This is a genomic window from Pullulanibacillus pueri, from assembly GCF_014639255.1.
Classification (GTDB): domain Bacteria; phylum Bacillota; class Bacilli; order Bacillales; family Sporolactobacillaceae; genus Pullulanibacillus; species Pullulanibacillus pueri.
Genome location: NZ_BMFV01000002.1, coordinates 61,724 through 77,676, shown reverse-complemented (window position 1 = coordinate 77,676; position 15,953 = coordinate 61,724). Strand labels below are relative to the sequence as shown.

11 protein-coding genes and 1 riboswitch are annotated in these 15,953 nt (G+C 40.8%); of the genes, 8 read left to right on the top strand and 3 right to left on the bottom strand.

Annotated features, from left to right (window positions below; genetic code table 11):
• Nucleotides 1-291 precede the first annotated feature (291 nt).
• Nucleotides 292-393: riboswitch (purine riboswitch) on the top strand.
• A gap of 153 nt (nucleotides 394-546) precedes the next feature.
• From IEV91_RS02230 to IEV91_RS02215, 4 genes are all read left to right on the top strand, one after another.
• The gene (locus IEV91_RS02230; RefSeq protein WP_188495642.1) at nucleotides 547-1,140 is read left to right on the top strand and encodes a xanthine phosphoribosyltransferase; all 594 of its coding nucleotides are present in this window, start codon (nucleotides 547-549) and stop codon (nucleotides 1,138-1,140) included.
• Nucleotides 1,137-2,465, top strand: a complete 1,329-nt coding sequence (locus IEV91_RS02225) for a nucleobase:cation symporter-2 family protein (protein ID WP_188495640.1) — start codon at nucleotides 1,137-1,139, stop codon at nucleotides 2,463-2,465. The genes IEV91_RS02230 and IEV91_RS02225 overlap by 4 nt, the downstream gene beginning before the upstream one ends.
• Before the next feature lie 380 nt (nucleotides 2,466-2,845).
• Nucleotides 2,846-4,129, top strand: a complete 1,284-nt coding sequence (locus tag IEV91_RS02220) for an MDR family MFS transporter (RefSeq protein ID WP_188495638.1) — start codon at nucleotides 2,846-2,848, stop codon at nucleotides 4,127-4,129.
• 717 nt (nucleotides 4,130-4,846) lie between these two features.
• Entirely contained in the window at nucleotides 4,847-5,755 is a 909-nt protein-coding gene (locus IEV91_RS02215) for an alpha/beta hydrolase (protein WP_188495636.1), read from the top strand.
• 136 nt (nucleotides 5,756-5,891) lie between these two features.
• Here IEV91_RS02215 and IEV91_RS02210 read toward each other — a convergent pair whose 3' ends face one another.
• The 3 genes from IEV91_RS02210 to acs all read right to left on the bottom strand — a co-directional run bounded on the left by IEV91_RS02210 (nucleotide 5,892) and on the right by acs (nucleotide 10,041).
• On the bottom strand, nucleotides 5,892-6,536 hold the full coding sequence (locus tag IEV91_RS02210) for a GDSL-type esterase/lipase family protein (RefSeq protein ID WP_188495634.1): 645 nt from the start codon (nucleotides 6,534-6,536) through the stop codon (nucleotides 5,892-5,894).
• A gap of 99 nt (nucleotides 6,537-6,635) precedes the next feature.
• Nucleotides 6,636-7,091, bottom strand: coding sequence for a hypothetical protein (locus IEV91_RS02205; protein WP_188495632.1), 456 nt, complete (start codon nucleotides 7,089-7,091; stop codon nucleotides 6,636-6,638).
• 1,000 nt (nucleotides 7,092-8,091) lie between these two features.
• Nucleotides 8,092-10,041, bottom strand: a complete 1,950-nt coding sequence (acs, locus tag IEV91_RS02200) for an acetate--CoA ligase (protein ID WP_188495630.1) — start codon at nucleotides 10,039-10,041, stop codon at nucleotides 8,092-8,094.
• Between the two features lie 356 nt (nucleotides 10,042-10,397).
• On the opposite strand from acs, the gene IEV91_RS02195 reads away from it, so the two are divergent.
• From IEV91_RS02195 to IEV91_RS02180, 4 genes are all read left to right on the top strand, one after another.
• On the top strand, nucleotides 10,398-10,805 hold the full coding sequence (locus IEV91_RS02195; protein ID WP_188495628.1) for a DUF4064 domain-containing protein: 408 nt from the start codon (nucleotides 10,398-10,400) through the stop codon (nucleotides 10,803-10,805).
• Between the two features lie 400 nt (nucleotides 10,806-11,205).
• On the top strand, nucleotides 11,206-12,477 hold the full coding sequence (locus IEV91_RS02190; protein WP_188495626.1) for a LysM peptidoglycan-binding domain-containing protein: 1,272 nt from the start codon (nucleotides 11,206-11,208) through the stop codon (nucleotides 12,475-12,477).
• Between the two features lie 309 nt (nucleotides 12,478-12,786).
• Nucleotides 12,787-13,365: a TetR/AcrR family transcriptional regulator gene (locus IEV91_RS02185; protein WP_188495911.1), complete on the top strand. Its 579-nt coding sequence runs from the start codon at nucleotides 12,787-12,789 to the stop codon at nucleotides 13,363-13,365.
• A gap of 129 nt (nucleotides 13,366-13,494) precedes the next feature.
• Nucleotides 13,495-15,810, top strand: a complete 2,316-nt coding sequence (locus IEV91_RS02180) for a YhgE/Pip domain-containing protein (protein ID WP_188495624.1) — start codon at nucleotides 13,495-13,497, stop codon at nucleotides 15,808-15,810.
• The last annotated feature ends 143 nt before the right edge of the window (nucleotides 15,811-15,953 follow it).

The following is a 15,953-nucleotide window of genomic DNA, read 5'->3' as shown; positions in this document are numbered from 1 at the left end:
TGTTTAAACATTCAGCGACTGGTGGTTTGCTGATCTGTGAACAATTGATGAATTGAGAAGATGGGGGGAGTGGCATAATGCTTCCTCTTCGACGTCCATTTCCCAACGATTTCAAGAAGGTTACGGCGACAGAGCTTTAATCTACTATAAAAAGAAGAATAACTGCCGCAGGGATCGAAGGTTAGAGAAGGATTTTATTTTTACTAATAGAGCTTGGAGGAAGGGACAGCTTTTAGACTTCCTGAATTTCCCCTTTTCAAGTTGTTTGTTTTTCGTTATAATGAGACTCGATTCTAAAAACTAATTTTAACTCGTATAATCGCGGGAATATGGCTCGCAAGTCTCTACCGAACTACCGTAAATAGTTCGCCTACGAGTGAGATATATACGGTCATGTGATTTGGTGGATCCCTATTGTTCTACCATTTTCGTTTTGCCCAAGGTATTTTCTCTCACTCATACAGAGAGAGGATGACTTTGGGCGTTTTTATTTTGCCTCAGGCTTCATCTCTCTGAATTATTACTAAAATAGGGGAGGACATCGTCATGCAAGAGCTTTTAGACAAAATAAAAAACGAAGGTAGGGTCATTGATGGTCATATTTTAAAAGTAGATGCCTTTTTGAATCATCAAATTGACCCCCACCTTATGAAGAATATAGGGGAAACTTTTGCTTCTTATTTTAAAGATAAGAAAATAACCAAGATCTTAACTTTAGAATCCTCGGGTATTGCTCCAGCCGTGATGACAGGTTTGACCCTTGGGGTACCGGTTGTTTTTGCTAGAAAAAAACAGTCGTTAACCTTAAAGGAAAAGTTATTCACGGCTTCTGTTTACTCTTATACAAAGCAAGTGCGGTCTGAAATCTTTGTTTCAGAAAAGTTTATATCTGCTGCTGATCGCGTCCTTATCATCGATGATTTTTTAGCGAAAGGCGAAGCGGCTCTAGGATTAACCGAGATCGTTGCTGCAGCTGGAGCTGAAGTGAGTGGCATTGGTATTGTTATCGAGAAAACCTTTCAAGAAGGCCGAGAAAAATTGGATCGCGAGGGCTATGATGTGTACTCGCTTGCTCGGATTGTGTCATTAGAAGGAAATAAGGTGACTTTTGCCAAGAATCTTGATGAGGTGAAATTATGAAGAATATAGGATCAGGAAAATTAATCTCATTAGGGATTCAACATGTGTTGGCGATGTACGCTGGGGCTGTTATTGTTCCATTAACGGTGGGGGCAGCACTAGGGTTGTCGTCTAAAGAATTGACGTATCTCGTCTCGCTAGATTTGGCTGCAAGTGGTTTAGCGACTTTATTACAAATTTGGAAAAATCGCTTCTTCGGTGTGGGTTTACCCGTGGTTCTGGGCTGTACATTCACCGCTGTAACACCTATGATTACCATTGGTCAAAAATATGGCATGTCAGGTATCTATGGATCCATTTTAGTAGCCGGTCTTATCGTCTTACTCATCTCCAAATTTTTTAGTAAAATTGCCCGTTTGTTTCCACCCGTTGTCACTGGTTCCATTGTAACTATTATTGGAACAACTTTGATTCCCGTTGCGATCAATGATATGGCGGGTGGACAAGGCAATCCTCATTTTGGAGATCCAAAATATTTAGCGATTGCTTTTGGCGTACTTATCTTTATTATTCTCTTAAATCGTTTCTTTACTGGTTTTATTCGCTCTATTTCTGTATTAATTGGCTTGATTGTTGGCACCCTTGTGAGTGGCTGTCTTGGTATGGTGGATCTCTCCTCTGTGAAAGAAGCATCATGGGTTCATGTCATTACCCCGCTTCATTTTGCTGCACCATCCTTTCATTTAAGTGCGATCATCACAATGACGATTGTCGCTATTGTCAGTCTGATCGAATCAACAGGGGTTTACATTGCATTATCAGAACTTTGTGAGCATAAATTATCCGATAAAGATTTAGAAAGAGGCTACCGCTCGGAAGGATTAGCGATTGTGATTGGCTCATTATTCAATGCTTTTCCTTACACGACGTTTTCACAGAATGTCGGACTAGTACAAATGTCTCGCGTGAGGTCTCGAAAAGTCATTTTAGTTGCTGGTGTGACTCTCGTTGTTATTGGCTTTTTGCCGAAGATTGGGGCGTTAACCACCTTAATTCCCACGCCTGTACTTGGTGGGGCAATGATTGCCATGTTTGGCATGGTGGCGGCATCAGGGATTAAGATGCTAGGAAGAGTTGATTTTAATCATTATGAAAACCTTTTGACAATTGCTTGCGCCATCGGTGTTGGCTTAGGTGTAACGGTTGTGCCGGACCTTTTTGCTCAGCTTCCTTCAAGTGTGCAATTATTGACGAGTAACGGCATTGTTGCTGGAAGCATCACCGCTATCGTCTTGAATGTCATCTTTAATGCCAAGACGAAACGGACAATCACTGCCCAGCAGCCTAAAGTACAAGCGGTTGAGCACTCTTCTTCTCATATTTAATTGGCTAAACCGACAATTCATATACGGAATTAAAATCATGTTGTTTTTATTCAGTAATTATGATAACTTAAGCTATACTGATAACGGATTAGGAGAGGTTTGACATGGCAATCATCGTTCAAATTGTGGTGGAACAACACTAAGGAAGACCCTATTAGCTGTGTTGACAAGCTTTTTCGATAAAAGCTGCTGCAGTTCTTAGCATTCTCTGGCATTTTTAGGGAAATAGGGTTAGCTCTAGTGTTTTTCATCACAGGACGATGGTGCCGTGTGTCTACAAAGACCTTTCGCGAGTCTATGTTGGCCATGGTGGTGTCCAACATAGACTCTTTTTTGTTGTCTCGTTTTCGTCAAGAAAGCGCAAGTGGGGAGGGAAAACAATGAAACTTAGAGATTGGGATATCAACTTAAAAGTAAGGTTATTTGGAGAGGGCATGACAAATTTGCTTTTTTGGATGTTCTTTCCATTCATGTCCATTTACTTTTCTGATGCTTTTGGAAAAGAAACGGCAGGGGCTTTGTTAGTGGCCTCTCAGGTCATTAGCGTCGCCATTGGTCTTGTTGGTGGATATTGTGCAGATCATTTGGGACGGAAAAAAATGATGGTGATTGCGAGTTTAGGTCAGGCGGTTAGTTTTATCTTTTTTGCCCTAGGAAACTCCCCATGGCTCTCATCACCTTTGCTGACATTTATTAGTTTTTCATTTCTGGGTTTATTCGGCCAGCTATACTGGCCTGCAAGTCATGCGATGGTTGCTGATGTCGTTCCGGAGAAGCATCGCAGCTCGGTGTTTGCTGTTTTTTACACATCAATTAATATCACTGTTGTACTAGGGCCTTTACTCGGGGGTATCTTTTTCTTTGATTTTCGTTTTCCACTGTTAGTCGTTTGTTTTGCGGTGAGTGTATTGCTGACGTTTGTTTTGCAAAAATGGATTCACGAGACAGCTCCAAAAGTAGAAAAGCGAACCAAAGCCGGAAAATGGTATCAGTATCTTGGAGAACAATTACATGATTATCGAGTAATTATAACGGATAAAACCTTCCTTATCTTTATTTTAGCAGGCGTGTTGGTCGCGCAAACATTTATGCAATTAGACCTTCTCATGGCTGTCTATACAACGGAAGAAGTTCCTACGCAATCCTTGCTCTCTCTAGGCTCTTGGCATTTTGATCTAACGGGCAAACAAGCCTTCAGTTGGGTGGTAGCTGAGAATGGTTTACTCGTTGCCCTCTTTACAGTACTTATGAATAAGTGGATGACACGCTACAAGGAGAAAACCGTTTTTATGGGTTCCGCTATTTTTTATGGCCTAGGGATTCTTCTCTTTGGAAATATGACCAATGTTTGGGGGCTACTCTTTGCTGTTGTTATTTTTACGGCAGCTGAATTAATGGTCGTCGGGATTCAAGATTCCTTTATTTCTAAGCTGGCACCTGAGAATATGAGGGGGCAATACTTTGCAGCGTCTAGTCTGCGCTTTTCCATTGGTAGAACAATAGCGCCCATTGCTATCCCACTTACCGTTTGGGTTGGTTATACTTGGACGTTCTCTATTCTCGGCTTTTTAGCGTTTGCCAGTGCTGGTTTATATGCGGTGATGTTTAGACGACTTGAAAAGCAAAAAAAGTCCGAACCCACCATTAAAATTGCAAAAATTTAAACGGAAAGTGACACCTCACAACAATTTCTTGTGAGGTGTCTTTTTATAGAAGATAAGAATTTTTTCCAGAAGAGTTGTTGTTTTCCCAAGTTATGAATGTCAGGAGTTGAAGTCAATTGCGACGCAAATCATAAATCACTGCTACGGAAATACACTCCGCTTTCCGCGGGCGGCTGGTGAGCCTCCTCGCGCTCCGCGCTCCGGGGTCTCACCTAGGCCTCTGCTCCCGCAGGAGTCTCCGTGTATTTCCTCCGCTAGTTAAGATGATCTGATTTTCATGCACCTAAAGTTAAAATTACCTTTAAAAAAAGCAAAGATGCCTAATTTTTTCTTCAAAAAGCATCGACAACATGGAAGTGGATTGGAGCGTAAGGCGCGAGACTCCTATGGGAACAGCACGTGTCCGAAGATCCACTTGGGAAACCAATTAATCCATTCCCAAGTTAGCTGAGGCCGTGCCCATGGAAAGCGAGCGACCTGGAGCGGAGATCTACACTATTAGCTCGGAAAAGTATCACCTTACAGTTACGTCGCAATCTATATCAATTAATCAATTACACTTTTTATGATTTTTTGGGTCTCGCCATTTTCGTTTTGAAATCTTATTATTGATTATAATCTTTCATTACCTCAATATTTCACTTATAACTTAAAAAGGGAAAAAATGAAAGGTTTTCCTCTCCCCTATGTCGAAAACAGTAACGAAGGGGGAGACGGATGGCATTAGATGATTATTTTGTCCAAAAAATTGGGAGAGGGAAGCCCTTATTATTTTTCCCAGCGGCTGGTTTTGGAGGTTTAGAGGGATTAAACATTGCTGAAATGCTTCAAGAGGAATTTGAATCTCATTTAATCGATCTGCCAGGGTTAGGGCGAAGTAAAGGATTAGATTATCGAAGGGTCACCACTAGAGAGATTGCCGACTGGGTGAAGCGCTATTTGGATTTCAACCACTTTCAAAAGGTGACCATTGCAGGCCATTCCATGGGCGGGTTTATTGCATTAGCCTTTGCCTATCATTATCCTGAGTGTATAGAACATCTCATATTGCTAGATCATGGTCATAAAAAAATTTCGTTAAAAGCAGATGTCGGCTTCTTCTCAATAGTGTTCTCGCTAATAAATGTAATGGAAAAATTCATGGGGAGACGGCTTCATCAGTTTCTACATTCCTTTTTTATGACGGATGGTGCGGAAGAACCTTTAACTCAGGAAATTTTACAAAAGAAGACTCAGGAATTTTGTGAAAAGATGAAGATCGAAGAAGGACCTTATATTGCTCTGGCAATTAAGGAACAAGGGAGTCTGGACAGTGATATTACAGCGATACCCTTGATGTTATGTTTTTCACGGACGAATGTCCTCAAGCTTTTTCATCAGCTCTCTGTTCCTACATTAGAGATTTACGGTACATTTAAAGGCATTGATGATAAAGAGGCCAAGAGAACGGAAAAATGGGTCAGAAAAAAACCTTCTAAAAGCTTTATCCAATATTTTGAGGTGGATGCAGGGCACTATGTGCATTGGGCCACTGAGAGTCCTTTAAAAGAAATTGCGCGCTTTCTTAATGTCTCAGAAGATCACACGCAGCCACCAACGACGACTACATTGTTATCGCAATCATGATCATAAAGGATAAACTAATTAAAACAGAAACAGCCAGCCAAAAGCCGAGAGAGTTCCAAAGATTTTTTATCATGTGCTTAGAACACCAAACCTTTTTTCAATAGGTTCCCATATAATATCTGTCTTTATGCGAAAGCTAACGTAAAGGATCATACCCAAGTTGGGCCACGGTTTGGGCCATAACGGCGTAGCCATTGTCATTCGGATGCACGCCATGAGGTGAGAGTAACTCTTGTTGTTTTCCAGCAAAAGCCCCATGAATATCAGCAACCTTAGTAAATCTATGGCGCGTAAGGCCTGCCATTTGGGCATTGAATTTTCTAATCCATTCTTCGGCTTCTGGGAGCTGAGGAAACGGATTATAAAGATTCTGTAGCCTTAGAATAAAAGAGGATGACTCGAAATGGAGTCCTTGTATGAGTTCGATCAGCTCAGTAATATTTAAGATGGCAGTTTCCATAGCTTGAAGTAAAAGCGAGGTGTCTTGATGAAAGAGGAATTGTTCTCCCGCGTGTATCAGGTCATTGGCCCCTGCAGTAACGGTGATGATGCTTGAACTTTTTAAAGCTTCACTGATTGCCGGGAGTCTAGCAGCCTCGAGAATGTCACCACTTGTGGCCCCGTTTTTCGCAAATGTCTGAACACAGACTGGTGCCTGTAATTTTTTTTCTGAAAGACATTGGTATCTGCCAACAAAAGCAGGTGAAAAAAGATCTGCACCCACCCCAACGGTTAAAGAATCTCCAAGAGCAGTATATAGTAAGGGCTGTTTAAAGGACATGGGCATGCCTCCTCGAGAAAAATGAATTAATTATATCTATTCAAGGAAGATATATTGCGGAAGTTTAAGTGCCTATGTCCAATAAAAATAGGTATCACTTTAATATTGCCATAAAATTTTATAGTCACCTTTTGTTTCAGTCACGTAAAAGTCTTTTTCAATACGAGTTTTACCAAAAATCCCTTTAAAGCTTTGTTCGACTGTGACTCTATATACATCTTTTAGGGAAGAATCCTGAGAAGTCATGCGCCAATGATCGAGGTGCTTTGTATCCGTAACTTTATAGGAAAAGGTCTTGATACCTAAATCCTCAAGATAGATCTTACTTCTTGCTTGAATATATTCCGTTTGGTTAAATCTTTTTTTCATCAATGGGTGAAACATTTCCCAAGCGGTAGCATAGTCGCCTTCTTGTTCAGCGTCATAAAACTCTTTTACAGCAGATATTGCTTTTTGTCTCGGCAGATGTTTATAGCCATAACAGGTCCCCAAGAATGCACCTAACAGGAGAATCAATATCAGGAGGAATAAAGATCCCTTTTTCTTTGCTGCCACTAAATTCTCACCTCTTATTCCTGATCGCAATGTCCATTTATTAATGTCTATGATTGTCCTTGGACAATTATTTGCATGTTTGTGATGAAAGAAGTGATGTGAATAAAACAAAAGAAGGGAAAATAAACCGATTCTAAGCTTAATGTTGTGGTGGGGGAAAATGGCGGCCAATAGAAAAGCATAATTGATATAGATTTCGACGTCACTTGAGAAAGTGGTTGGGTGTCTTATCTGCCGATCCGGAAAGCCACTCCGCTTTCCGCGGGCGGCTGGTGAGCCTCCTGATATGAACGAAACTGTTAAGTCCCCCCACTTAATTGGGTGTTGACTCTGTTTTTAGGCCACTCTAAGCAAAGAAGCATTTCTGGCTACTTTTTTAGGTGATAGGAAGGAAGTGAACGGTTGTTGATTTCCGCTCCAGGCTGCTCGCTTTCCACGGGCACGGCCTCAGCTAACTTTGGAGTCGGTTTTTTGGTGCTCCAAAGTGGATCTTCGGACGCGTGCTGTTCCCGTAGGAGTCAGAGCACCTTCCGCTTCAATCAATGTGTTGCCTATCGATGCACTTTAGATTAAAACTGTGCCGAAGCCTCTGAGTAAGGACCGGACGCACTGGACGCTTTTCCTTTTTTAAATGTATTTTAGAGTCATTTACGACTAAAGATTTTCCTTTCTCAGCTTAACAGGTACCTCCTCAATCTTAGGATTGTCGGTCAAGTGCCTTTCTTGACGGGCAATTCTGAGATTGAAACACTTTTTAAAGCTGAGAATAAAATCTCCTTCTTTTTACGAGTAAGGGGCTAGTTTCGTTCATGATAACTCGTGCTCCGCAAAATACCTGGAGCGGAAATCGACCAATGCATTACGTCGCAATGTCCTTCAACAACTAAGGCCATGCTTCTGAGATAAGCAACAACTTCAATGGTTGTTAGATGCCAACATATATAATAGCGCAAAATAAAAAAACAGCACCATATAGTGGTGCTGTCGGAATAAGTGTATTTTAACCTTTATAAAGACGTTGAAGTTGTTCAACGACGCTTTGATCTGCAAGGGAAGTCGTATCTCCAAGGTCTTTCCCTTCGGCGATATTACGGAGCAAACGACGAATAATTTTTCCACTTCTTGTCTTAGGCAAATCGCCAGTAAAGTAGATTTCCTCAGGACGCGCCATCTTACCGATTTCCTCAGAAACCTTAGCTTTGATGTCATTGATCAGCTGATCTGTTGGATCATAGCCTTCTTTAAGTGTGACAAAGGCGGAGATCGCTTGCCCTTTAATGGCATCATCTCTTCCAATAACAGCGGCTTCAGCAACGGCAGGGTGCCCAACGATCGCACTTTCAACTTCCATCGTTCCGATGCGATGACCAGAAACATTAATGACATCATCCAATCGACCTAAAATCCAAATATAGCCGTCCTCATCTTTATGGGCACCATCGCCAGGAAGGTACCATTCAGGATATTGACCAAAATAAGTGTTTTTGAATCGCTCATCATCTCCCCAAACCGTACGGAGCATAGAAGGCCAAGGGTGTTTGATAACGAGGGTTCCACCACTATTATAATCCACTGAGTTGCCTTCTTCATCAACGACATCAGCAATAATACCAGGTAATGGCCGAGTCGCAGACCCTGGCTTTGTTGTTGTTAGACCAGGGAGAGGAGCAACCATCGCACACCCTGTTTCCGTTTGCCACCACGTATCGACTATAGGGAGTTTTTCATTGCCAACGTACTTATGGAACCACATCCAAGCCTCAGGATTAATTGGTTCACCAACTGTCCCAAGCAGTCTTAAACTGCTCAGATCATGTTTTTCAAGATATTCAGGTCCCCATTTCATAAACGTACGAATGGATGTTGGGGCTGTATAGAAGGTAGTGACGCCATATTTTTCAATGATATCCCAGAAGCGATCACGCTCAGGATAGTCAGGCGCCCCCTCATACATAACTACCGTGGCACCGGCTGAAAGCGGACCATAGACAATATAAGTATGTCCAGTCACCCAACCGATATCAGCACTGCAGAAGAAGATATCTTCATCTTTAATATCGAAAACACTCCGTAGTGAATGATTAACACCAACCATGTAACCCCCGGTTGTGTGGACGATACCTTTGGGCTTACCTGTCGTGCCAGAGGTGTATAATAAATAAAGAATATCCTCAGCATCCATCGGTTCTGCCGGATAGGGAGCCTTGGAGGCTTTAGCGATCTGCTCATCCCAATAAAGGTCACGTCCCTCTTTCATTGAGAAATCTGCTTCATCTCCAACGGCATTTACGACGAGGATATGTTTTACCGCTGTTCCTCTAACAGCTTCATCAGCAAATTGTTTTAAAGGAACTTGTTTGCCACGTCGCCAACTGGCATCTGCTGTAACTAATAGCTTTGCATCTGCATCTTCAATGCGGTCTTGAAGCGATTTTGAAGAAAAGCCAGCAAATACAACAGTATGAATGGCGCCAATCTTTGCACAAGCAAGTAGAGTAATAGGAAGTTCTGGCACCATGGGGAGGTAAACTGCCACACGGTCACCTTTCTCAATCCCTAAATCTTTAAGCATATGGGCAGCTTTATCGACCTCCCGTCCAAGCATATCGTAGGTGTATATTTTACTGCTCCCTTTTTCACCTTCCCATATAAGGGCAGCTTTATTTTTTCTGTGACCCTCGCGATGACGATCAACGCAATTATAAGCAGCATTCAGTTTTCCACCAAGGAACCATTTAGCATGCGGTGGATGCCATTCTAGGACTTTATTATAAGGTTCAAACCAAGTGATATAGTCAGCCTGTTTTGCCCAATAGCCTTCAGGGTCTTTTTCTGCTTCTGCGTAGACATTCGGATCATTAAAATTGGCTTGTTGAGTGAATTCGGGGTTAGGCTTAAATGTTCGACTTTCTTTCAATAGAGTATCAAGATTCTTGGATTCATTTACCACTTCACATCACCTCTACCTGATTATTAATGCTTGTACCTTTCCACACGATTCGCAACGAGTGCGTCATTCATTAGTAGGTACATAGACGGAAACACTTCGTCTTCTCGTGTATGCCTTTTGCAAAAAGGATAAGGAATATTGACAACCTATAGCGATTTCAGAAATATAATAATAATTATATTGTAAGTGGTTACAATTTATGTGTCAATTTATTGAACGGCAGAAAATGCTATACTTATAATATTTTTAGAAATGAAATGCATTAAGCGTTAAGTTAATATGACATGGAAGGGATAGACGAAATGGAGCATGAAAGACTAAAGCGTGCATAACTTGAAGAGGAGGAGTGGTGCTACTTGAAACGTATCGTTGAAATGGTTCTTGGAATCATTGGACTTGTAGTATCAGGACTAATGACGCTCGTAGGCTTTTTTGCTATGGGAGACAGTTTTAAAAGACAATTGCTAGAACATCAAAAGGCAGATCCTAAAGTGGCCCCAGAAGATGTCATGAAAGTCGCAGATCTTATGGGAAAGGCGGGGGGACTCTTAGTTATCGCCTCCATTATAGGTTTTGTGATTGGACTTATTGCTGTGATCATCATTTATAAGAATAGAAAACCTTTGCTTGCAGGGCTTCTTTTTATTGGATCAGCTGTAGTGATGACCTTTATATCTATGTTCATTGCACTGTTACCGGGGTGTTTATTTCTGATTGCTGGTCTATTGTGTTTGCTTCGGAAACCACGTCAAAATAGGGCATAAACAATTTTCAAAAATCTGTTGACAAAAGAAAGCGCTTTCAATATAATGGAGTTAGGAAGGGCAGCATATGTGGTTGCCACGGTACTTGGCGTAGGCGGGGCCAGTGCTACATGGAATCTATATCTAAGGATCTATCATTATGTTTTTCATGTTCTCTCTAATCTCCATACCTTATCCAATCTACTAATCTCAGATTAGTAGTCTTTTTTTGCCAAAAATCTCACTGAATGTAGTAGAAAATAGGAGAGAAAGGTGACGGTTTGTCGTTTTTTTGTGTATAGAGGAAAATTATTCCCCCAAAAGCACTATTTATATGATAAACTACTAAAAAAGGATATATTCATTGACGATAATGAATATAGAGAACGATTTTTAAGTTTTAAACTAGGAGGTTAGGGGAATGAAAAAGGTCATCCCTTTTGCTGTTGTCGGTGGTATTTTTTTAACAGCTAACGGTGTCGCATTTGCAAGCGATAGTGATGATGTAATAAAGTATGGAGCAAATTATTTAGGAACCCCTTATACATATGGAGCGGCTATTGGAGATACGTCTCAATTTGATTGTTCTTCTTTTACAGCAACAGTCTTTAAAAAAATAGGGATCAATTTGCCACGGACTTCGCAACAACAAGCCTTGGTTGGAAAAGCAGTGGATAAGGCAAACCTTCAAAAAGGTGATCTTGTTTTTTTTGACACAGATAAAAATGGTGTGATTGATCACGTGGGGATTTACACTGGAAATAATCAAATGATGAGTGCCCTTGTTGATCATGGCATTTCCTACTCTGATATCACATCCTGGTACTGGGCGCCAACTTATGTGACAGCGCGAAGGGTGATCACTTCTTCTACACAAACGGCCAATAAGAATGTTCAACCCACTGTAAGCCAAACGTCAACAAAATCAAGTTCAAGTTACACTGTAAAATCAGGAGATTCCTTATGGACAATTAGCCAGCAGGTCAACCTATCCATTGATAAGATTAAATCACTTAATCATTTACAGTCAGATATTATTTATCCCGGACAAAAACTTACACTTTCAAGTTCGTCAAAAAATGTAACGCAAACCGTGGCTTCATCATCAACGAAGGATCAGAGTTCGGGTTCTTCTTATACAGTCAAATCGGGGGATAGCTTATGGGCCATTGCAGTTAAATATGATGTTTCTGTCTCGCAAATTAAGCAATGGAATCAGTTAACTTCCGATGTTATTCAACCAGGCCAAAAATTAAGCGTGAAGCCCGTCCAACTTTCTGAAAAAACGAATACAGAGGTAAAGACGTCAACTTCCAAAACATCAAGTACTGCAAGTAAAGCTTCGACGGCTAACCGTACCTATGTCGTTAAGAAGAATGATACGCTATGGGATATAGCCGTAAATTACAAGGTTTCTGTTGATGATATTAAAATATATAATAAGCTTTCTTCTTACATTATTTTCCCAGGACAAAAGCTAAAGATTCCAACAATAGGTTCCTCATCGGTCAAAGCCGACTTACCAACAGCCAAGGTTGTCAAAAAACCGAAGTCCAATTATACCGTGAAAAATGGGGATACGCTTTGGGATATTGCCTTATTAAATGATACTTCGGTCAAGAGTATTATGAAAACAAATAATTTGTCTACAGCCATGATTTTTCCTGGACAAGTTCTAGTTATTCCAAATTAATTTATTTACTTACGGATAAATATAAAAAGTAAAGCATTCGAAGGTGCCATCATTGATGGTACCTTTTTAAAGTATAAGAATGTATCACTTTATGGAAGACCTTAGGGCAACTTTGGCTTCTGGATCAAGCGCTTCTTCGTGGGTAACAATAAGACCGGGCACACATACATATGCGATAATAATAGCTGACTTAATTGAAGGTTTAGGTCATCATGTTATTGATTGTTTTTTCGTCATTTCTATGATACATTGATGTAATGTAAATAATGACTAATTTGTTCATTTAGTCATAATAAGGGAGGGGATCGTATCGATAAACGGCAAAGAATCGTTGCTGCTGCCGAGCGCTCTTTTGGCTTGTTTGGATATAAAGGGACGACGATGGATCAAGTGGCAAAGCTTGCAGGGGTAGCCAAAGGAACCATTTACACCTTTTTTAAAACTAAAGAAGAGCTATTTAATGAAATTATAGAAAATCTTATCAATGTGATGAAGGAACGTGCGGAAAAGGCGATTCATTCTCAAGACTCTTTTTTTGATAATCTGCATCGTGCCTTATTTGAAGTCCTTGAGTTTCGTAAGGAACATCACTTGACGTTAAAGCTATCCCAAGAGGTTCGTGAAATTGGTACAGAGAAAGCAAAAGGGGCGCTTGACTGGTTTGAGGCAGAAATTTTACTGTTCATCGAGCGTTATTTGCAATCGGCTATTGCAAAGGGGAAAATTGTGCCGTGTGATCCTCGTAAAACAGCCTTTGTGATGTTACATTTGTATATTGCACTTGTTTTTGATTGGGAAGAAAACGAGGAACCTTTGAGCAGCCAAGAAGTGGCGGAATTACTTGAACGCTATTTGGTTTTTGGGCTAAAGCCGCGAGTGGGTGAATAAGGGCTTATCAAAAAGAGCCGTGCTGGGTCTTTGAGAGAGACGCTCAAACACTAACCTACAGCGTTTTTTTTGGTTTAAAATGACCAAATGACTAATATAGTCAAAAATCAACAAGGGTGGTTAACTAACATGTTTAGAACTTTTTTATCTGAATGGAAAGGTTTTTTTAGAAATAAGAAACATATTATTTTTATTTCAGCCATTGCACTTATCCCCATTATTTATAGTGGGATGTTTCTGTGGGCCTTTTGGTCTCCTTATGATCGAACGGAACATTTGCCGGTTGCCATCGTTAATGAAGATGGAGGAGCAACACTCGCTGGAAAAGAAGTAAATATCGGGAATGATCTCGTTAAAGAACTCAAAAAGAATGACAGTTTTGACTGGCATTTTGTCAGTCAAAAAAAGGCCGATCAAGAGATGAAGGATAATCAGTATTATATGACGATCACCATCCCAAAGGATTTTTCAAAGGATGCTACGACGGTTCTTGATCATAAAACGGTTCAGCCTAAATTTGAATATCGCTTAAATAGTGGCTATAACTACATTGCTTCACAGATTACAGATAACGGTGCAAAAGAGATCAAAGAAAAACTGAACCATCAATTAACAAAAACGTATACAGACAATATGTTTTCCGAAATTGATCAATTAGCTGCAGGGTTGAAAACGGCAAGTAAGGGTGCGGGTAAACTTTCTAGTGGCACCCAAGAAGAATTAGAGGGTTTAAACACTTTAAAAAGTCATTTGACTGAATTAAATGATGCTGGCATTCAACTTGAGGACGGGGCAGCACAGCTCGCCTCGGGTTCCAGTGATTTAGAAAATGGCTTAGTCCAATCAGAATCTGGGACACAGAAGCTTTATGAGACAACTAAAAATAATACATCGAAGGTGAATGCACTCGCTGAGGGCACGCAGACACTTGCTGGAAAGACCCAAGCATTGAATAACGGCATTCAACAGCTCGTCAAGGGTAATCAAACAATGATTGGTCAATTAAAGGGGCAGAAGCTTGCCGACGGTCTTGACGAACTTTCAAAAGGAATGCAGGCGGAGTACAAAAATCTTGCAGCGCTTAATCAGGCCACTCTGCCGTTAAAAGATATTCAAACACAATTAGATAACATGAATCGCTATATCACAGGTTCTCAGAAAATTTTTAGCACCATAGAAGATTTTAGCACTAAAAATAAGCAGGATTTAACGCCTGAACAACAAAAAGAGTTAGATGGAATCCTAGAGGGCATCAAGCAACTAAATAGCGGCAGCAACAGTGAAGCCAATCCAGCGACATTGCTCGCTAGCCTCAGTAAGTTTCCAGATGCGATTCAACAACTCACCGATGGACAAAAACAGCTGTTAGATGGATTTAATGAACTCAATGCTAATCTCCAACAGCTTTCTAGTGGTTTAACGGTTCTACAACAAAATATCAATAAACTTCCTAATGCTACCACACAGTTAGCTGATGGCGCAGAGCAGCTTGCTGAGGGTTCTCAGCAGTTAAATCAACAGTGGGGAACATTAGTTGCAAGTATGGGGCAATTAAACAGTGCTCAGGAGCAATTAGTAAAGGGCAGTCAATCACTCAATAAAAACATGGAAAAACTCCAGGCAGGACTCACTACGTTGAACAGTGGTCAAAATCAGTTAACGGACGGAGCCTCAGATTTATCCAAAGGCATGAAGACGATCCACAAGGGCTCTGGAGAATTAGCAGATAATCTTGGTGATGCTGCTAAACAAACAGACAACGCGAATCTAGGAGATCAGAATGCAAACATGTTTTCAGAGCCTTTAAAGGCGGAGAAATCATCAGGCGGTGTTGATAAATATGGTGTAGGATTTACTCCTTACTTTTTATCGCTTGGTTTATTTGTGGGGGCATTACTCCTCACGGTGATTTATGATGTCGTTACTCCTGCTATACGTCCTAAAAATGGTGTGTCATGGGCACTTGGAAAATATATGTTTATCGGCGTTGTCGGCATTGTTCAAGCGCTGATAGCTGATGCAATTATCTTTTTTGCCATTGGCTTACGGGTCTCAGATCCCGGTGTATTTATTGCCTTTAGTGTGTTAACCAGCTTAGTATTCATGACGATTATTCAATTTTTCACAACCTTATTAGGTGAGCCGGGGCGTTTCTTAGTCATTTTGATCCTTGTATTGCAGCTTACGACAACAGGCGGAACCTATCCGATTGAATTATTGCCATCAGCCCTTTATGATTTTCATCATTGGCTGCCAATGAACTATAGTATAGCGGGCTTCCGCAATATTGTCGCTGGTGGACAGCAAGGGTTATTGTGGCATCATGCGTTCGTTCTGGCTTGCTTTGGTGTCTTTCTCTTAGCAGGAACAGTGGTGACGCTAACCTTAAGGCATAAACGACAAGTAAAACGAGATAGAACGGATGACGCGAGCATTTCAGCCTAACATAAAGAAAGGAAGAGAGGTCACTTTACGTGATGCCTGTCTTCCTTTTTAAAAAATAAGAAAGTATAAAATTTCTGGTCATCAGGACGGTGCGGATTTCCGCTCCAAGCCACTTAATACTGAAGAAGCATTTTGGTAAAAAA